Raw genomic sequence first — 17,548 nt, forward strand, 5'->3', positions numbered from 1 at the left:
TCTCCCACGCAGCACCGCATCAAGTCGCTCTACCTACATCGAGCTCCTTTCCGCGTTCAGGGCGCAAGATTCCATGCAAAAGAATAACTACCGCGACCGCAGCCACAGGGTGCCGTGCACCCCGACGGATGCCCAGCTCGCCCCAAGGTGCTGACCTGCTCGCACATGGCCGATCGCCTCGTTTGTCAGCCGGCTCTCCACATCAGCGCCCCCCGCGCAGCATATAGCCAAATGATCCAGAGGAATCGACGGCCTTGACATCAGACCCGCCTATGACAAGCCTTCCTCATATGATGCAGTATTGCGATTGCATGCCGGGAATTCCACAACCTTGCTTCCCTACCTACCGAGCCCGACTCAGCTTTGGAGTAGTGCATAGTCGAGGCCCTGAACCCGCTATGTGGTTGTCGCCCTCACGATGTCGGTGACGATATGGGTCGGCAGGTGCGCGCCATCGAATTCAATAGTCAAGGACGCGTGATTGCTCGCTGTACGGGATATGGAGCGGCACGCGCCCGGGCAGTCGACCACCTTCGTCGGCCGGGACGCGGAGCTGAGGCCGCCCTCCGGACAGCTCACGGCCGTCCGGCTGGTCACGATCGTCGGGCCGCCGTGCGGCGCGATGCCTTGGATGTCGAGCTGGGGGTCGAAGGTCAGCACGTGCGGGGGTTCGGCCTCGTAATCAGTGGTGTCGAGCTGGTCGATGGCGCAGCCAGGCTTGCCGCGATTGGGTTGTTGAAGGAGTTCTGAAGGCTCCCGAGGCGAAAACGACCCCGCGACGCGATCTTCAATGAACGAAGGTTTCTTGAAAGCACACAGCCTCGAATCCCATGCTTCTGGGTGGTAAGGCGGGTGGCTCACAGGGGCACGGGCCGGTTCTGGATTTCATGAGGGTCTATATCAAGCCCGGACAGACCCCCAGTTCAGGCGGTCAGCGGCATGTCTGTGACAACGATGGGCGGACGCCTCTACTTCTTGAGCGGGCCGGCCGTGTTGAGTTCCACGCGGTGAGTTGTTTCGTCGACGAGGATGTCCAGCAGCGTGGTAGCCACGTCGGCGCGGGTCGTGCCGGTGGGCTTGGGGAGTAGGGCAGGGCTGACCCGGGTGCCGCCCGTGGCTGGTCCGTCCAGGAGCCGGTTGAGGCGAACGATCGTCCAGTTCAGGTCGCTGGTGCGGACGATTTCCTCCATGTGCCGCTGGTCGGCGTAAGGCTTGGCGAGCAGAAGCCGGAGGATCGCGATCGGCACCCTGGGTTCGACGGCGACGAGCGGGTAGGGACTGGTGACCAGTAGGCGCCTGGGCCCATGGCCCATCATCACTTCGGTGAGTACCGTGGCCACCTCGGCGGCCTGGTGCGGGCCCTTTCGGGTGGACGCGGCCACGATGGCGATGACCGCGTCGGCGCCGTGCACGGCCTTGCTCACCGCCTGGTGGTCGCGCCCGTCACCGGACACGGCGGCGGCCTTGACCAGAGTGGAGGGGAGCAGGTGCGGGCGCCTGGTGAAGGCGGTGACCTCATGGCCGCGCCGCAGCGCCTCGCGAACGACGTGGACACCGGTGTGGCCGGTCGAGCCGATGATGGTGATCTTCATGCTGGCACCTCCATGGTGTGGCTAGGCAGGCGGTGGGCCAACCGGCCGAGGCGGCGAAGGCCAGGTGGACGTCCAGTTCCAGCGCGCTGGATGAGGCCCGCGATGCCATGGCCGGCTCCCGCGTCCGCAGGATCGAAAGTGCTCATGAACCAGGCAAGGACCAATCATGGGGATAGATTACATGTTTATAATAAACATGTATACCAAGAAGGTTCATGGGAGCCGATACCGTGACATCCGTGCCGACACCAGCTCATGTCCCCTCGACGGGGTTCCTCATCTGGCATCTATCGCTGCGCTGGCGAGCCGCGATGGATCGGGCGCTCTCTCCATGGGGGCTGACCTCATCGCAGTACGCCGTACTGGCCACGCTGAGCGGCATGCTCGCCGGGGGCGGAGCACCGAACCAGCGTCAGCTGGCCGAATTCAGTGGGCTGGAGCCCATGCATGTCTCCAAGCTGATCCGAGGCTTGGAGCGAGCCGGGCTGGTAGAGCGGGCAGCCAATCCGGCCGATCCGCGCGCCGTGCTGCTCGGCGTGACCGACGCCGGCGCCCGGGCCGTCGCGGCCGGTCGGCGCGCAGTCGTGCAACTTGAGGAGCAGCAGTTGACACCGCTCGGGGGGGTCGCCGATCCACGCAGCGCCGAACTCCACCGGACGCTGCTCGAACTGCTGCGTCACGCCGGCTAGGTCCTCGGTCACGACTGAACCCTTCGATGGGGTGGACCGGTCGAACGGGATCACCTGGTCCGGGGCGAGAACGGCCACGGTGTGCATGGCCACAACATAGGGGTGCACGCCTTTCTCGCCACTCGTCTCTTCGCAGTTCAGCCGTACACGTGCGTTCGTAGGCGGTATCAGAGGCCGTTGGCGAGATTCCGGTGAAATTTGGCATTCCTGCCACTGGCTGCCCAGAGAGGCCACTGACTAGCGTCGGCGTCGGCTCCCATAAGGGACCGCCAGATCCGCCATAGAACGGAAGGCCCGATTGCACGCCCAAGTTGTCCTCTTCGATGGATTCGATCCGCTCGACGTCATCGCCCCGTTCGAGGTCCTCTATGCGGGCAGTGCCGCGTCAGGTGGCGCCCTGACCGTCGAACTCGCCTCCGCGGAAGGCCCCCGCGAAGTGCCCAGCGGTACGGGTGGCCTCACGCTCAGAGCGACCGCCCTGCTCGATCCCGGAAAAGCCGACCTCATCCTCGTCCCCGGCGCATCCGGACGCGTCACCGAGACTGGCGACGAGGACGGCGATCACGATGCCGGCACACATGGTGACGAGGAATCTGGCGGCGGCGGCACTCCCGGGGCCGCTGGGGACGAGAGCATCCCCGTGCTGCTCGGGCGCACTCTGCGAACCGACCTGCCCCGCCTACTCAAGGACGCCATGGATCGGCCCGGCCTGACCGTGGCGACCGTCTGCGGCGGTTCCCTCATCCTGGCCATGGCCGGGCTGATCGAGGGCCGGCATGCCACCACCCACCACCTGGGCATGGACCTCCTCGACGCCACCGGCGCCGTCAGTGTGCCGGCGCGTGTCGTGGACGACGGCGACCTCGTGACCGGCGCGGGCGTCACCTCCGGCCTGGACCTCGGCCTCTACCTGCTCGAACGCGAGCTCGGCCCGCGCATCGCGCACGCCGTGGAGCAGCTGTTCGCCTACGAGCGCCGTGGCGTCGTCTGGCGCGAGCATGGACCGGCTCCCGCCGCGCTCTGACGCATCAGCCCCATCCACCCGAACCCTGAAACGAAGTCAGGAGTCTCGCATGCCCGTCGAAGGAACCTGGGATCTCAACATCCGCACCCCGATCGGCACGATGGAGGCCGTCCTGGACCTGCATGTCCAGGACGGCACCCTGTGCGGCACGGCCATGGGGGCCGGAGAGGCGGTGGAGCTCAGGGACATGGCCCTCGACGGCGACCGTCTCACCTGGAAGCAGTCCATCACCACGCCCCTGCGCCTGAACCTCGCCTTCGATGTGACGGTCGACGACGACAGCATGACCGGCACGTCGAAAGCCGGCCGCCTGCCGTCCTCCAAGGTCACCGGCCGCCGTCGGCAGGCCTGACGCCCGGAGCCCGGCGTGACGGCGATCTGGAACTGACCACTGCGGCGAACCGCTCCATCACCCGGTCCTGAGGTTCTTGTTGTATTCCTCGACCAGCTTGAAGAACTCGGATTCTGAGTCGGCGAACTTCGTGATGCCCTTCTCCGGATCGGTCGTCACGAACCACAGCCAGCGGCCGGCGGCCGGGTTCAGGGCCGCCTCGATGGCGTCCGCGCCCGGGTTGCCGATGGGACCCGGCGGCAGGCCGAGGCGCGCGTAGGTGTTGTACGGCGACCGGCTCCTGAGATCCTCGTTCGAGGCCTTGATAGCGAACTTGTTCAGGCCGTACAGGACCGTGCTGTCCAACTGCAGCTTCATCTCGGGCGTGCGGTTCAGCCGGTTGTAGATGACCCGCGCGACCTTGGGCATGTCGCTCTTGTCGTGCGACTCGGCCTGCACGATGCTGGCGATGGTCATGATCTCCAGCGGCGTACGGCCGACACGCGTGGCGCCTTCCACCAGCTTGGTGTCCTCGGCGACGCGCCTGAAGCGTGTCACCATCGCGGCGAGGATCTCCTCCGGGCTCGAGGTGGGCGAGACCTCATAGGTCGCCGGGTAGGCGAATCCTTCCAGCCTGCCCTTGGCGTAGGCGGGAAGGCCGAGCGCCCCACCGTCCTTGGCGGCCCGTTCGAACTCCTCCAGCGGCTTGCCGGTGGCGGTCGACAGATCCTTCAAGACCTGGGAGAGCCGCAGCCCTTCGTTCACCGTCACGGTGATCGGGGTCTCCGCACGCGTCTCGCCGGAGCTCTGCCCGGTGAGAACCCCGGGGGCCGCCGTCCGCGAGGACAGGCCCTGGACCGCGAACGTGGATCCGACCGCCAGCACGGTGACGGCTGCCGCCGCCGCCAGCGCGAGGCCGCGCCGACGGGATCGGCTCCCGTTGACGTGGAGGAACCGGCCGGGCGGGGGTGGCTGCTCCTCATGGGCCATGTCGGAAAGAGTCTCGCGCAGCAGATCCTCGATGTTCATCCGAACTCCCTCACGGTGCTCAGTTCAGGCGCCGCCTTCTTCAGGCGCTCCAACGACCGGTAAATCTGGCTACGGACCGACCCCACCCTGAGGCCGAGCAGCCGGGCGATCTCGGTCTCGGACAGGTCCTCGAAATAGCGGAGCACGAGCATGGTCCGCTGCCGGGGGGTCAACCGGGCGAGAGCCGTACGCATCACCACGCGAAGGTCCACCATCTCGGCGTGCTCCCCGCCGATCTGGTCGGGCAGCCATCCGGTGGGCACTTCCGCGACGCGGGAACGGCGCCGCCACCAGCTCACCTGCTCGTGGTACATGACACGGCGGACGTAACCCTCGATGGACGCGGGATCCCGCAGGCCACGCCACTTCGCGGCCGTCTTCGCCAACGCCGACTGCACCAGGTCCTCGGCGGCGTGCCGGTCACCGGTCAGCAAGTACGCGGTGCGGAACAGCGCCCCTGATCGATCGATGACGAATTCCCGGAAGTCCGCCTCAAATCCTGGATCCACCTGTCCTCCTCGGAGTGTCACCAAGCAAGGACGTGGACAGGGCGTCGATCTATGCCGGCATGGCCGAACCGATCTGCGTCAAGGGCTGCATGCCCTGGCCTGCATCATCTACCTCCGCCGCTTGCGGGCCTCAGCCTGAAACGACCTTTAAACGGTTCGCAGCCGTGCCGGTAACGCTGGTGCTTGATCTGCCAATAGATCCGGACCTGCCCCTTCTTCAGGCCCAGCGGGCGCGCATCACGAGATCGTCAAGCAGCGGGGTCTCCATGGCGTTCCACCATCTCCTGATCTCGTCGGAAGGAATCTCGTCGCGGATGGCCACCAACCAGCAGTTGCTTGTCCAGCTCATGAGGCCATCATGCTGGCCGGATGAGGTGATCGTCGTGCCCTTAACCGGGGTGCCGAGAGAACAACAACGGTCACTCATGACCGGCTCCATGCCCAGTTCAGGCGCTCTACGAGCCGTGATCCATGCAATTCCCAAGCTGACGGCGCGGGTTCGATCCTGCCGGTATGGCGCAGATCATTGAAGTGGATGTCAACGACGCTCCCCGCCCGCCATCAGACCCAGGCAAGGTGATCGTCTGCCTTGCCTACATCTCGCCTTCACGGTTCTTGATCAGCCCAGCGCGACAGCGCTTGACCTCCTCGGAGATCTTCTCCATGTACCAGTGCATCACCTCGTAAGGGATGACGCGCTCCTCTCCGTCGCCATGAACGTGGATCGTCGGTGGGTGTGGCTCCGGCTGAGTGAGCCTTCAAGCCGGAGAATTGTGCCTGACCACCGCGAAGCCCTTGCCGAAACCTACTGGTCGATGTGATCAGTCTCGCCTGACCGAGGCCAAGCCACCCATGACCACTGCCCCAACCCCGCCGACCGCCAGGACCACGCCGATGCGCAGCATCCAGGTCGACGCTGCTTCGGCATCCGACGCCCGCTCGTCGTAGCTCTTCGCGCCCGACCTCGATGAAAGGCAGACATCGCTGCTGCTCATGTCCTTGCCGTCGCACCTCGGATGCTCCGCGTCCTTCCCCGCCACGAAGCTCACACCGATGAGGAACAGCCCAATGAGCAGGCCGGCGATCCCAAGCCCTCGGAGTGTGCCGCCACCGTCCTGGTGAGTACTGGCCATGCCCAACCTCTCCGTTCCGTGAGGGCGAGTGATCGCACGCTATCCATCGAGAAACATGACTGTCTATATGGACCTGAGCTTCGCTACCCGCGTCACGGCGGCGGCTTAAGGCAGCCATCAGGGAGGTTTCCATCCAGGTCAGGCGGTCCCTGCAGAGGAGCTACACCCATCGTCCGTTCCCGAGTTGGATCCTCGTCAGGAACCACCGCCGTAATGAAGGCGGGCCCAGGCAGGTGGGTCTTCGCATTTGGGATGTCAGCCCAGGCCGCTGGTGCCGGCACCGCCTCGCTCAGTTCCACATACCAAGCGTCGGCAGGCAAGGCATACGTAAACTGAACCGCGTATCGAGTGCCGTCGCGTTCGGACTCCTCAAATGGCATGCTCCCAGGCTGTCGCGCTGGTTCAGTGCACTCATCTTGATATTCGCCTATCGCGACGGCCCCGAATCGATGCCCCTCTCGGGCTCGTCGCGTGCCTGTACGGTTGGCGATCAGCGGGAAGTCAGGGGGCCTCACGGTCACTCGACCGGCGTATGCGCAGGTGGGAGTTTCCCCAGCTCAGATGGCTTGATCTTGAAAGACTTCCCAAGCTGATGGTGCCCTGGCTGTACAGCCACGAGTACAACCAAGAGAGCGAACGAGGACGGAACTCGGCGAACGTCCGCGGACCCCGTGCCCCCAGGTCGGAGCCTCGGGTCTCGATTGAATCGTCTTCTTTCAATCCGCAGGTTCAGGGTTCGAATTTCTGGCGCCCTACCATCAATGAGCTGGGAAGACTCCCGAATGATGATCCTTCGGAAGCCTGGCCGGTTGCATTTCTGGATGTAGTTGTGCAGGTGTCTGTTCAGTCGGCTCACAGCGCGCGGCCCATCCTCGCGACCGCGTCCCCGGCCAGATTCCCGTCACGTGGATGTACCGCTTCGTCACCCGCCCCCGCCGTAGGCTGAAAGGACTACCGGTGGGGTAAATCGAATCGCCCTCGTTGAGGCTCGGAGGCATACTTCTCGACGTCGAGTCTCATGTGCTCTGGGAGGCGCCCGATGCCGACATTCCCCTATGGCGATCTGACCGCCGATGATAGAGAGCTGATCGAGTGCGCCCGTCAGATTGTGGATCTGCACGGCGAGGGCTTGGTCCACAGCATGGGCTCTGCCGTCCGTGATCAGGCGGGTCGGATGTACGGCGGCATCAACCTTTTCCATTTCACCGGTGGTCCATGTGCCGAGTTGGTGACGCTCGGGAATGCCCGTGCTCAGGGGGCACGGGACCTGACGACGATCGTCGCCGTGGGAGACGAGGGGCGTGGGCCCGTGGGTCCGTGTGGACGCTGCCGACAGATCCTGTTCGATTACCACCCGCGTATCCGGGTTCTGTTGCCGACCGAGACCGGCGTCAAGAGCGTACGGATCGTCGACCTGATGCCTCTGGCGGCCCGGTGGGATGCGGCGGAGGGCACTCAGCCTTTCGACGCTGATGTCTTCGAGTAGGCGCGATCTGGCCGCTTACGGCCAACGGGAGTGAAGCAGCGGGCATCGATCCGAAGTACGTCGTCGACACCCGCTTGCTGGTCGTGGCTGGCGGCTCAGGCGAGCTCGGTTGCTCGTTGGTCGCTCGGTTGATCCCTCACCGGGCGTCGGCTCAGTGAGGGTGTGTCGGGTAGCACCAGGCGTTCCGGCGCAGGGTCTTGATCAGGTGTGTGAGTGACTGCAGATATGCCGGTTTCATGTACCGATCCGGTCGGCGTGACGCGTACGGCCACCGGGCCCACGGCCCAGGAGCACCAGCCAGCAGAACATCCGGATCATGAGCAGGTAGAAGAGACGGAGAGGCACAAGAACTGATCTTGCCTGAGCCACTGTCTCAGATCGATCCGCAGGTCAAGCCCCCTGCGACGGCTTTGAAGCGGTACCGGCCGAACGGCTACCGCGGCATCCTGGGCTTCGTCGCCCTCCTCCTCCAACGAGCCGGTCAATCCACGTTCGAGACGTCGTCCGCGACGACTACCAATCCGGTGAGCGAAATGTCTCGTACTTTGGGCTGATTGTGGAGGGTGGGGGCTCTCGTACCATGACTTCGTGCACGGCCTTATTCGCTCCGTGTGGCACGAGCCCCGTTCCCCCAACGCACCGCGGCGGGTGTGGCGAGACTGGGTGCTCGTGGGGGTGTTGCTGCCGGTCGCGCTGCTCGAAGGAGTGGTGCGGCCGGACATGCCCTCACGGGTCATTTCGGTGAGCCTCGCGGTCGGGCTGGTGCCCACCTTGTTGTGGCGCCGCACCCAGCCGCTGCTGATGGTCGCGATCGCGTTCGGCGTGTCGGGTGTGGCCCAGGTGCTGGCGGGCGGCGACTCGCCCGAGTCCAACACCATGATTTATCTGCTTCTCCTGCCCTATGCGCTGTTCCGGTGGGGCTCCGGGCGAGAGGCGATCATCGGATTGGCGATCATCCTCGTCAAAGCCACGTTCTCCGTGGTTGTGGACTATCCCGGTCCCGCCGACACCGCCGCCGCCTTCGCCGTCGTGTTCTCGGTGGTCGCCGTGGGAGCGGCGTTCCGGTACCGGACGAGGGCGCGGACGCGGGAGCTTGACCAGATCAAACTGCTCGAACGTGAGCAACTGGCCCGAGATCTGCATGACACCGTCGCCCATCACGTCTCGGCGATGGCGATCCGGGCGCAGGCAGGGTTGGCGACGGCGGCGTCGCGGCCGGACGCCGCCACCGAGGCGTTGCAGGTGATCGAGGCCGAGGCGGCCCAGGCGCTCGCCGAGATGCGCGCCATGGTTCACGTCCTCCGCCGGAACGCGCCCGCGGACCTCGCGCCTGGGCGGAGCATCGCCGATCTCTCCCAGCTCGAAAGCCCGGGACAATCCGGCCCGTCCATCCAGGTGGAGATCGAGGGCGACACCGTCGGCCTCTCCCCTTCCGTCGAGGCCGCGATCTACCGCCTCGCCCAGGAGTCGGTCACCAACGCCCGGCGCCACGCGCGGCACGCCACCCGCGTCGTGGTCCGGGTCAGCGCCGACGACACGTCGGTCCGTCTGTACGTGAACGATGACGGCGATCCGGTTCGCCCCGCGGGGACACCTGGTTACGGGATCACCGGCATGATCGAACGGGCTGATCTCCTCGGGGGGACCTGTGTGGCGGGCCCCGGTCCCGACCGGGGATGGAGTGTCACCGCCGTGCTGCCGCGTACCGGAGTGGCCAGGTGAGCATCCGGGTGCTGGTCGCCGATGACCAGGAGATCGTCCGTACCGGACTGGTGATGATCCTCAACGCGCAGCCGGGGATCGAGGTGGTCGGCGAGGCCGCCGACGGCCGGCGAGCGGTCGAACTCGCCCGGCGGTTTCGGCCGGATGTGTGCCTTTTCGACATCCGGATGCCGGTGCTCAACGGCATCGAGGCCACCCGGATGCTCGCCGGGCCCACCGTCGACGACCCACTCGCCGTCGTGGTCATCACCACCTTCGACCTCGACGAGTACGTCTACGCGGCGCTGCGCGCGGGAGCCCGGGGGTTCCTGCTGAAGAACGCCGGCGCCGAACTGCTCTCCCAGGCCGTTCACGCCGCGGCGGCCGGTGACGCCCTCATCGCTCCGAGCGTCACCGCCCGCCTGCTCACCGCCTTCGCGCACGCCGGGCCCGCCGCGCCGCCGGCCCGTCCCATCGAGGCGCTCACCGAGCGTGAGGAGCAGATTCTCGTCACGGTGGCCCGGGGGCGTACCAACAGTGAGATCGCTGACGAACTTCACATCTCACTCAGCACCGTCAAGACCCATATCGCCAGCCTGATGGCCAAGCTCGGCGCCCGGAACCGGGTGGAAATCGCCATGTGGGCGTACGAGACCCATCGGGTCAGGAACTAGGGTCTGCGGATGATCCACTCGGCCACGGCGAGGTTGATGACCCATCCGGCGGCCACGAGCAGGGCTCTGGGGATCTCGGTGAGGGGGCCGACGAGGAGCATCCAGGGAAGCTGGGTGAACGCCTGGGTGCCTGCGGCCGTGCCGATCGCGTAGGCGCGGATCATCCAGGCGCGGTGGCGGCGGAAATCTCTCCGCCGAATGGCGGCGAAGCCGAGCACGAGGGAGGCCGCCATCGCCGTGCCGAACACGAGCCGGAACACCGCGAGGAGATCGCCGTCGCCTTCCGGGCGAGGATAGAACACGGTCATCCACAGGCCGGAGAGCGCGGCGACAAGTCCGCACAAAACGAGAATCCGTCCTGCTATGCGGTGCCAGCCCGGCCTCCGACGACGGAATTTCTTCGCGAACTGGAAGGCGCCCACTATGCCGTAGAGCGACGCTCCGATGATGTGTAACACCACGGGTAGCGGTGTCGCGAAGAATCGCGCGTTAGCGGGGGTGACCGCCGCGTCACCCGCCAATTCCCCCAGACGCAGCGCACCGGCGACCACCGGAATCACGCTGAGCATGATCAGGCCGGCGGGCCCCATCCATCCGGGGACTTTGGCGTCCCGTCCGCCGGGCTGTACCTTTCGGGGCTTGGTGCCCCTCACACTGCTTTCGGTCATGAGGGGATCGTGGCTTCTTCGCCCATGTCCGCTCATCACACGAACGGCCCGATTCAGGTCAGCCGATCGTTCAGCGATCAGGCGTACTTTCGGCCGATTCGGTGGCCTGGCCGCGTTTCTTAGCCTTTTAACTGCCTCCGCACCCGCACTGACTCGCATAAGGAGATGGCGATGAAGGCGTTCGTCTCACGCTCGTACGGGCCACCCGATGTCCTGACGCTTACCGAAATCCCCGTCCCCGCTCCTCGCGACGACGAGGTCCTGGTCCGGGTACGTGCCGGCTCCGTCAATCCGTACGACTGGCACAACATGCGCGGCGAGCCGTACCTGGCCCGCCTGATGCCCGGCGGCCTCGCGCTCCGCACCCCCAAGATCACGATCCTGGGCGCCGACATCTCCGGCCAGGTCGAATCCGTCGGCAGAAACGTCACGGAATTCCGCCCCGGCGACGACGTCTTCGCCGTCATCAGCGGTGGCGGCTTCGCCGAATATGTCTGTGTCCGCGAATCCGACCTCGCCCCGAAGCCGGAGAACCTCTCGTACGAGGAGGCCGCCGCGGTTCCCATGGCGGCCAACACCGCGCTCCTCGCCCTGCGCGACGAGGGTCATATCCTGCCCGGCCAGCGTGTTCTCATCAACGGCGCGTCCGGTGGGGTCGGCACGTTCGCCGTGCAACTCGCCCGCGCCCTCGGCACCGAGGTCACCGGCGTCTGCAGCGCCCGGAACGTGGACCTGGTCCACTCCCTTGGCGCGGCCAAGGTCATCGACTACACCACCCAGGACTTCACCCGCGAGACCCAGCGCTACGACCTGTTCCTGGACATCGCCGGAAGCCGACCGGTCTCCGTCTCCCGCCGCATTCTGCGCCCCAAGGGGGCCTACGTGGTGGTCGGCGGCCTGCCCGGTCGCTGGATACAACCCATGGGCCATGTGCTCTCCGCCCTGGCGGTATCCCGCTTCGTCGGCCAGCGGATCTCGGTGGCAGACGCCCTCAAGTGCCCCAGTCCCAAAGAGAACCTGCGGACGTTGAGTGCGTTCCTGAACGACAAACGAGTGATCCCGATCATCGCGCGTCGCTATCCCTTCGAAGAAATCCCCAGGGCGATCGGCTACCTGGAGGAGGGCCACGCCCCCGGCAAGGTCGTCATCTCCGTCTGAGCGGTGCCCTCACCGGAGGCGTCCCACACGTGACGCGCCACGGCCCACAGCCGGCACGGAGCCGAACCGCCGGCGAGGTGCTTTCACACCACGGCGAGCGTTACGCGAACCAGATGATCTCCTGCCCATGCGTCCGGGTCCAGGCGAGCGGAGTCCCGTCCAGCGCGAGCACGTTGAGCAGCGCCGCCCCTGGCGGCTTCGGCACGGCGTCATAGGGCAGCACGTCCGGGGACTCGTTCGAGACCCAATGGCCGGGCAACCCGCGTACCATCTCGGCGAACGCCTCGCGCCGAGGCATCGGCACCTGGTACAGCACGGAGGTGTGGAACACCACCAGCGTCGCGTGGGCCGGCGCCTGTGCGGCCAACGCCGGAAGATCGTCCACCAGGTCGCCACGTACGAGCAGCGGCGGCTCGGCCGCGGCGACGGCCGCCGCGGCCCGCAAGCGTGCGCGGCGGTACGCGTGCTCCGGCCAGATGAGGGCGTCGAGCCACGCGACGTCCGCGGGGTCGGCCACATCCAGCGGGTTCAGATCCAAACCGGCCCGCCACACCACATCGGGTACGCGGGTCGGTGGCACCACCCCTGTCGCCGCGCACTCAAGGACCGGTTCGCCGGAGCCGATCACGTGGTCGCCGTAGCGGTAGGCGTACCGGTCGGGGTAGAGGCACAGCCCGGCGGACGCCCCGACCTCCAGCAACGCGAGCGGCTGCGGCAACGCGGCCAGCACCGGCAGCAGTACGGCACACCGCCCGGCCTCGTTCGTCTGCGTGGCCCTGACGCGCAACTCCGCCTCGATCGCCGCCCAGTTCCCCACCGTGTAGTCGTGGAACGCGGCCGGATCCTCGACCGGGCCGGCGAGGAAGCGCACGACGCCGAACAGCAGGTTCGGCTGCCGCTTGATCGGCGGGAGCGTGTCGAGCAGGGCGAGCACCTCGTCGTCCCGGGAGACCGCCAGCGCCAGGCGCTCGTAGGTCGGCGACGCTCCGCGCGCCTCGTTCGCGGCGAACTCGGCGTACTTCGCGGCGGTCGTCATGCCCCCATGATCGCGTCCCGTCATCTCCCGCGCCACGGACACGTCGCGTACCTTGTAGACGCCGTCCCCCTCGGACACGACGGCTCCGAGGGTGAGCTGGCCGCCCCGCGCTGGAAGGGCGATCGCGTGATGTTCCAGCCGGTGATCCCTTCCCGCCGCAGACCGACTCTCACTGACCGCTGGGGCCGGCCCCGATCCAGCCTGCTGCGCCCACACAAGCCTCGTTGCCCTCGGGGTCGGCCAACACCCAGTGCGACGGTGCGTAAGCGTCGGATACCAGGCGGCCACCGGCGGCGATCGCCGCCGCTATCCGCGCCTCGGCCTGGTCGTACGGCACCCAGACGTCGATGTGGACCCGGTTGCGCTGCGGGCGTGGGGCGTCCATCTGCTGGAAGTAGAACGGTGCCCCACGGCGTTGCGGGTCGATCAGGTCTTCGGGGCTGTTCGCGCGGTCCTCATAGCCGAGCAGGGCACGCCAGAACGGCACCACGTCGGAACCGGCAAGGGCATCGATGGTGACCTGGACGGTCTGCACAGCCGACGGATCAGCGGGGATGTGCAGCGTGCGGGCCACTTCCGAGATCTGCCGGGCCAGCTCGACGTCCTGTTCGCTCAGCCCGTAGAAGTCCGCAATCGTGATCAGCCGTACGGTCACGCCTCCGTGGCGCAGGTCAACGTCAGGATGACCACTCCCTACGCCGGGCAGCGTGCTGATCGCCTGCACGAACGTGGCCCCGGCCGTGAACGACCCGGTACGGAAGTAGGCACATGCCCCCTCACCCAGCACACGCCAGTCCTCCAGGCCGTCGATCTCATGAAACTGCTGCGGCCTGATCCGGGTGATTTTGCCGTCAATGTCAGACATCTGGTCAGCGTAGCCAGACACGGCAAGCTACGTTCCCTCAGCCTTCGGAACTACTACGGGAAGATCTCCGGTGAGCGCAGGGCTTCACCTCGAACACGCTCCTCGTCGCCTGCACCGCTCTGGTCACCACGGTGCTGGGCGTGGCACTGCTCACCATGACCCGAGACGACCCCGAGACGACCCCGAGGCGCTGCTCGCCGTCACCGTGACCGTGGGCGTTTCGAACTCAGAGAGTTCAGCGCGGGGTGATGGGGAGGAGATGTCAGGAGCTGCGCGGGGTCACCAGTCCGGATTCGTAGGCGAGGACCACGAGGTGGGCGCGGTCACGGGCATGGAGTTTGACCATGGCCCGGTTGATGTGGGTCTTCGCGGTCAGCGGGCTGATCACCATGCGGTCGGCGATCTGGTCGTTGGACAGGCCATGCGCGACCAGGACGACGGCTTCGCGTTCGCGGTTGGTCAGCGCCCTCAGCACCGTGTCGGCGCCCGGGTGGAGTGGCTGGGCGACGTAGCGGTCGATCAGCTTGCGCGTGATCGACGGTGCGAGCAGGGCGTCACCGCGTGCGGCCACGCGGACGGAGTGGAGGAGGTCCTCCGGCAGGATGTCCTTGACGAGGAACCCGGCGGCGCCGGCGCGCAGCGCGTTGAAGACGTACTCGTCGAGGCCGTAGTTGGTCAGGATGACGACGTGCACCCGGTCCAGGGTCGGGTCCGCGGCGATGCGCCGGGTCGCCTCGATGCCGTCGACGACCGGCATCTGGATGTCGATGAGCATGATGTCGGGCAGGTGCTGCCTGGCGAGAGCCAGGCCCTCCTTGCCGTCGGCGGCCTCGGCCACCACCTCGATGTCGTCTTCGAGGTCGAGGAGCGCGCGGAATCCGCTGCGAATGAGCGGCTGGTCGTCGACCAGCAGGACACGGATCATGGCGTTCGGTCCACTGGAAGCTCGGCTTGGACGGTGAAGCCGCCCTCGTCGCGGGGTTCGGCGCGCAGGCGGCCGCCGAGGGCGGTGACACGTTCGTGCATCCCGAGCAGTCCGATGCCGGGCATCGGGGCGGTGCCCGGCGCGGCCTTGCCGTCGTCGTCGACGCGTATGGCGAGGGCGTCCGGACGGTAGTCGATCCGGACCGAGGCCGTGGTGGCGGCGGCGTGGCGGGCCACGTTGGTGAGCGACTCCTGAACGATGCGATAGGCGGTCCGGTCCACCGCGGCCGGCACGTCGCATCGTTGTCCTTCGAGCGTCAGCGTCGTGTCCAGCCCGCTCGTGCGTGCCCGTTCCACCAGTTCCGGTACGTGATCGAGGCCATGCGGCGGGGTCGTGTCGTCGTCGCGCAGCGCCTCCAGGGTCGCTCGCAGTTCCCGCATCGCCTCCCGACCGGCCTCCTGGATCGCCAGCAGAGCCTCCGGCACCTGCTCGCCGCGCTTGCGTGCCACGTGGACGGCGACTTCGGCCTGCACCTTGATGACCGAGATCTGGTGAGTGAGCGAATCGTGCAGCTCCCGCGCGATGTGCAGCCGCTCCTCGTCGGCGCGGCGCCGCGCGGTCTCCTCCCGGGTGCGCTCGGCCTCGTCCGCCCGCCGCTCGGCCTGCCGCAGCGCTTCCCCCGCGGCACCCGCAGCGATCAGCCAGGCCACCTCCAGGGCGCCTCGGGCCCGCGCGAACGCCTCACCCGTGTCGTGCAGGCCCGAGGCCAGGGCCGCGAGCGGGAGAGCGGCCAGCAGGGTCACGCTCGCCGCCGCCGTGACGATGCGGTGTCCCGCCCGCACGGCGGCGTACACCGCGAAAAGGTACGCGACGGCAGGCACGTCGAAACCGGCCGCCTGGTAACCCACCGTGCACAGCCCGGTGACGGCCAGGACGGGAACCGGAGCGCGGCGGCGCGCGGCCAGCGCCAGGCCGCCAGATGCCAGTAGCGCGTAGCCAAGCAGGTCGAGATTCATGGCGGAGTGCTGCCCGGACAGCCCGGTGACCAGCAGCGTCGCCGCCACGCAGACGGCGATCGCCCAATCTCCGACACCGGCCCGGACACCGGACCGTCCTGTGCTCATGCGCGCACCTTAGCCGGATGCCCGCGCGGGCGACTCCTGCGCGCGGATGATCGGCCGACTACCGCACACGCGGTACCTTCGCGGCTCCTGCGGCGTCCGCGGTAGCCGACTGCGGCATCGGCGGCAGCGTGAATTGCCTGCGCCCGCTAGACGACCGGCGGTGGGTCAGGCGGACATGATCAGGCGATATTCACTCGCAGGAGGAGAAGGAGCACCTCATGCCAGTCCGATTTGCGCTTGCCGTGGCCGGAGCCACCCTGACCAGTTTCGCGCTTGCCGCACCGGCGGCAGCGCACGTCTTGGTCCAGCCGGGCCCCGCCAGTGCTTACACCTTGACCGCCGGGCGTCTCTGGTCCTTGGTGGCCGCACTGCTGGGACTGGCCGGCGCGGTCATCGGCGGGCTGGCTCTGGCCCGCTCCGCCGGTCGTAACGGCACCGGCAACGGGCGAAGGGGCGCCATCGTGGCCCTGGTGGCGGGGCTGGCCGGCGCGGTCATCGGCGGGCTGGTTGTGGCCGCCGCCGACGGTGGTCCCGGCACCGGCTACGGAATAGTCGGGGGCTTCGTGGCCCTGGTGGTTGGGCTGATCGCCATGGTCCTCGGCTGGCTGGCTCTGACCCGCTCCCGCCGCACCGTCTGAGCCGGCCCGCCGAGCCTGGCCGGTGACGGTCTGCGAGCTCCACGGCCACGATCTACGGCTGCTGTACGAGGCTGAATCAGCTGTTCAGGAAGAGTTCCTGGAGGAGCGTGTGGCCCGGCATGGTCTGGGCCGGACGGACGCCCACGGCGAACATCTCCGGGTCGTCGAACACGGGTTCTCCGCTGGGGCGGCGTGTGTACGGGACGCGCCCGTAATCCACGCCGTCGCTTTCGTCGAAGCTCATCCAGGTGATCGTTTCCTGTTCCCCTCCGCGTAGAGGGTGGTTGGACACGGCGCGGCTGTAGACGGTGTCAGGTGTGGTGACCCACACCAAAGGGACGGCGAAGACCCATCGCGTTGCCTGGATTTCCTGGGCTTTGGCGGCTGCTCGCGTCTCGAACGAGGTGGCGGCCCGCGGATCGCGGAGATAGTCGTAGTCGCTGAGCACGAGCTTCCGCTCTCCTTCGAGAGCGACGATCGCGGGGCAGTCGCGGGCGGCGATGTTCTTTTGGAGACGCTCGACCACCTCGAAGAGCAGTGCAGCCGTCTCGTCGTTCATCGTGTCCTCCGAAGCTCGCAGTCCCCAGTGCTGCCGTGGCCCGGAGCGACCTCGGAGCTGGTCAGACTGTCCTGGCCAGGATGCGCCGGTCGAGGAACTCTCCAGGGTCCGGATGGAACCCGCCGGTTCTCCTCCACCGCGGCGTGTCGGACCCGCGCCGGAAGATGCCCACCTTCCTTCCGGCGCGGGCCGACGCCCGCAGGTCGCGCATGGGGACTGTCAGACTTCTTCCACGCTGCTCGGCTCACGCCGGGACAGGTCGATGCCGAGTTCTTCAGCGGCACGGAACACGTCCTCGTCCGTGTCGCGCAGCTCGATCGACCTGCCGTCGCCGGAGAGCACCTCGACGTTGAGGCAGAGCGACTGCATTTCCTTGATGAGGACCTTGAACGACTCGGGGATGCCCG

General features: G+C 67.2%; 21 protein-coding genes. 8 read left to right on the forward strand and 13 right to left on the reverse strand.

All coding sequences use genetic code 11. The features are described 5' to 3' along the window. Positions 1 to 396 precede the first annotated feature (396 nt). Both IMZ11_RS39610 and IMZ11_RS39615 read right to left on the reverse strand, forming a co-directional pair. A complete protein-coding gene (locus IMZ11_RS39610; protein WP_228648209.1) occupies positions 397 to 861 on the reverse strand; it encodes a hypothetical protein in 465 nt (154 codons plus the stop codon). A 107-nt stretch (positions 862 to 968) separates the two neighbouring features. Beyond that, positions 969 to 1,592, reverse strand: coding sequence for an NAD(P)-dependent oxidoreductase (locus IMZ11_RS39615; protein ID WP_228648211.1), 624 nt, complete (start codon positions 1,590 to 1,592; stop codon positions 969 to 971). 239 nt (positions 1,593 to 1,831) lie between these two features. On the opposite strand from IMZ11_RS39615, the gene IMZ11_RS39620 reads away from it, so the two are divergent. The 3 genes from IMZ11_RS39620 to IMZ11_RS39630 all read left to right on the forward strand — a co-directional run bounded on the left by IMZ11_RS39620 (position 1,832) and on the right by IMZ11_RS39630 (position 3,657). Then, positions 1,832 to 2,281 carry a MarR family transcriptional regulator gene (locus tag IMZ11_RS39620; protein WP_228648213.1) on the forward strand — a complete coding sequence of 150 codons (450 nt, stop codon included), beginning with the start codon at positions 1,832 to 1,834 and terminating at the stop codon, positions 2,279 to 2,281. Positions 2,282 to 2,579: 298 nt separating this feature from the next. After that, positions 2,580 to 3,305, forward strand: a complete 726-nt coding sequence (locus IMZ11_RS39625) for a DJ-1/PfpI family protein (protein WP_228648215.1) — start codon at positions 2,580 to 2,582, stop codon at positions 3,303 to 3,305. 49 nt (positions 3,306 to 3,354) lie between these two features. Next, entirely contained in the window at positions 3,355 to 3,657 is a 303-nt protein-coding gene (locus IMZ11_RS39630) for a hypothetical protein (protein WP_228648217.1), read from the forward strand. A 57-nt stretch (positions 3,658 to 3,714) separates the two neighbouring features. Here the strand turns inward: IMZ11_RS39630 and mltG are convergent, their stop codons facing one another. From mltG to IMZ11_RS39645, 4 genes are all read right to left on the reverse strand, one after another. Continuing rightward, positions 3,715 to 4,665 (reverse strand): endolytic transglycosylase MltG, encoded by a 951-nt coding sequence (gene mltG, locus IMZ11_RS39635; RefSeq protein ID WP_228648219.1) that lies wholly within the window; start codon positions 4,663 to 4,665, stop codon positions 3,715 to 3,717. Further along, the gene (locus IMZ11_RS39640) at positions 4,662 to 5,174 is read right to left on the reverse strand and encodes a SigE family RNA polymerase sigma factor (protein WP_061261675.1); all 513 of its coding nucleotides are present in this window, start codon (positions 5,172 to 5,174) and stop codon (positions 4,662 to 4,664) included. The genes mltG and IMZ11_RS39640 overlap by 4 nt, the downstream gene beginning before the upstream one ends. A 217-nt stretch (positions 5,175 to 5,391) precedes the next feature. Next, positions 5,392 to 5,523 carry a hypothetical protein gene (locus tag IMZ11_RS45815; protein WP_255707818.1) on the reverse strand — a complete coding sequence of 44 codons (132 nt, stop codon included), beginning with the start codon at positions 5,521 to 5,523 and terminating at the stop codon, positions 5,392 to 5,394. 472 nt (positions 5,524 to 5,995) lie between these two features. Further along, positions 5,996 to 6,307: a hypothetical protein gene (locus IMZ11_RS39645; RefSeq protein WP_228648221.1), complete on the reverse strand. Its 312-nt coding sequence runs from the start codon at positions 6,305 to 6,307 to the stop codon at positions 5,996 to 5,998. 1,039 nt (positions 6,308 to 7,346) lie between these two features. Here IMZ11_RS39645 and IMZ11_RS39650 point away from each other — a divergent pair. From IMZ11_RS39650 to IMZ11_RS39660, 3 genes are all read left to right on the forward strand, one after another. Further along, a complete protein-coding gene (locus IMZ11_RS39650; protein WP_228648223.1) occupies positions 7,347 to 7,793 on the forward strand; it encodes a hypothetical protein in 447 nt (148 codons plus the stop codon). Between the two features lie 588 nt (positions 7,794 to 8,381). Then, a complete protein-coding gene (locus IMZ11_RS39655) occupies positions 8,382 to 9,515 on the forward strand; it encodes a histidine kinase (RefSeq protein ID WP_228648226.1) in 1,134 nt (377 codons plus the stop codon). Then, complete coding sequence (locus IMZ11_RS39660) at positions 9,512 to 10,168, forward strand: response regulator transcription factor (RefSeq protein ID WP_228648228.1); 657 nt, start codon at positions 9,512 to 9,514, stop codon at positions 10,166 to 10,168. Before IMZ11_RS39655 ends, IMZ11_RS39660 begins: the two co-directional genes overlap by 4 nt. Here the strand turns inward: IMZ11_RS39660 and IMZ11_RS39665 are convergent. Then, positions 10,165 to 10,836, reverse strand: a complete 672-nt coding sequence (locus tag IMZ11_RS39665; protein WP_228648230.1) for a DUF2306 domain-containing protein — start codon at positions 10,834 to 10,836, stop codon at positions 10,165 to 10,167. The two genes, IMZ11_RS39660 and IMZ11_RS39665, sit on opposite strands and share 4 nt — an antisense overlap. Positions 10,837 to 11,007: 171 nt before the next feature. Here IMZ11_RS39665 and IMZ11_RS39670 point away from each other — a divergent pair, with 171 nt between their 5' ends. After that, positions 11,008 to 11,994 (forward strand): NAD(P)-dependent alcohol dehydrogenase, encoded by a 987-nt coding sequence (locus IMZ11_RS39670; RefSeq protein ID WP_228648232.1) that lies wholly within the window; start codon positions 11,008 to 11,010, stop codon positions 11,992 to 11,994. A gap of 100 nt (positions 11,995 to 12,094) precedes the next feature. Here IMZ11_RS39670 and IMZ11_RS39675 read toward each other — a convergent pair whose 3' ends face one another. The 4 genes from IMZ11_RS39675 to IMZ11_RS39690 all read right to left on the reverse strand — a co-directional run bounded on the left by IMZ11_RS39675 (position 12,095) and on the right by IMZ11_RS39690 (position 15,944). After that, the gene (locus IMZ11_RS39675) at positions 12,095 to 13,108 is read right to left on the reverse strand and encodes a DUF2332 domain-containing protein (protein ID WP_228648234.1); all 1,014 of its coding nucleotides are present in this window, start codon (positions 13,106 to 13,108) and stop codon (positions 12,095 to 12,097) included. A 91-nt stretch (positions 13,109 to 13,199) separates the two neighbouring features. Next, the gene (locus tag IMZ11_RS39680; RefSeq protein ID WP_228648236.1) at positions 13,200 to 13,895 is read right to left on the reverse strand and encodes a VOC family protein; all 696 of its coding nucleotides are present in this window, start codon (positions 13,893 to 13,895) and stop codon (positions 13,200 to 13,202) included. 262 nt (positions 13,896 to 14,157) lie between these two features. Further along, positions 14,158 to 14,820, reverse strand: coding sequence for a response regulator transcription factor (locus tag IMZ11_RS39685; protein ID WP_228648238.1), 663 nt, complete (start codon positions 14,818 to 14,820; stop codon positions 14,158 to 14,160). Beyond that, a complete protein-coding gene (locus tag IMZ11_RS39690) occupies positions 14,817 to 15,944 on the reverse strand; it encodes a sensor histidine kinase (protein ID WP_228648240.1) in 1,128 nt (375 codons plus the stop codon). The genes IMZ11_RS39685 and IMZ11_RS39690 overlap by 4 nt, the downstream gene beginning before the upstream one ends. A gap of 218 nt (positions 15,945 to 16,162) precedes the next feature. Between IMZ11_RS39690 and IMZ11_RS39695 the strand changes: the two genes are divergently transcribed. Beyond that, on the forward strand, positions 16,163 to 16,582 hold the full coding sequence (locus IMZ11_RS39695) for a DUF6223 family protein (RefSeq protein ID WP_228648242.1): 420 nt from the start codon (positions 16,163 to 16,165) through the stop codon (positions 16,580 to 16,582). Between the two features lie 76 nt (positions 16,583 to 16,658). Here the strand turns inward: IMZ11_RS39695 and IMZ11_RS39700 are convergent, their stop codons facing one another. After that, positions 16,659 to 17,141 carry a hypothetical protein gene (locus tag IMZ11_RS39700; protein ID WP_228648244.1) on the reverse strand — a complete coding sequence of 161 codons (483 nt, stop codon included), beginning with the start codon at positions 17,139 to 17,141 and terminating at the stop codon, positions 16,659 to 16,661. A gap of 219 nt (positions 17,142 to 17,360) precedes the next feature. Then, positions 17,361 to 17,548, reverse strand: a 188-nt coding sequence (locus IMZ11_RS39705) for a hypothetical protein (RefSeq protein WP_228648246.1), incomplete at its 5' end; no start/stop codon positions are given.

This window comes from Microtetraspora sp. AC03309 (genome assembly GCF_020826795.1).
Classification (GTDB): Bacteria; Actinomycetota; Actinomycetes; order Streptosporangiales; family Streptosporangiaceae; genus Microtetraspora; species Microtetraspora glauca.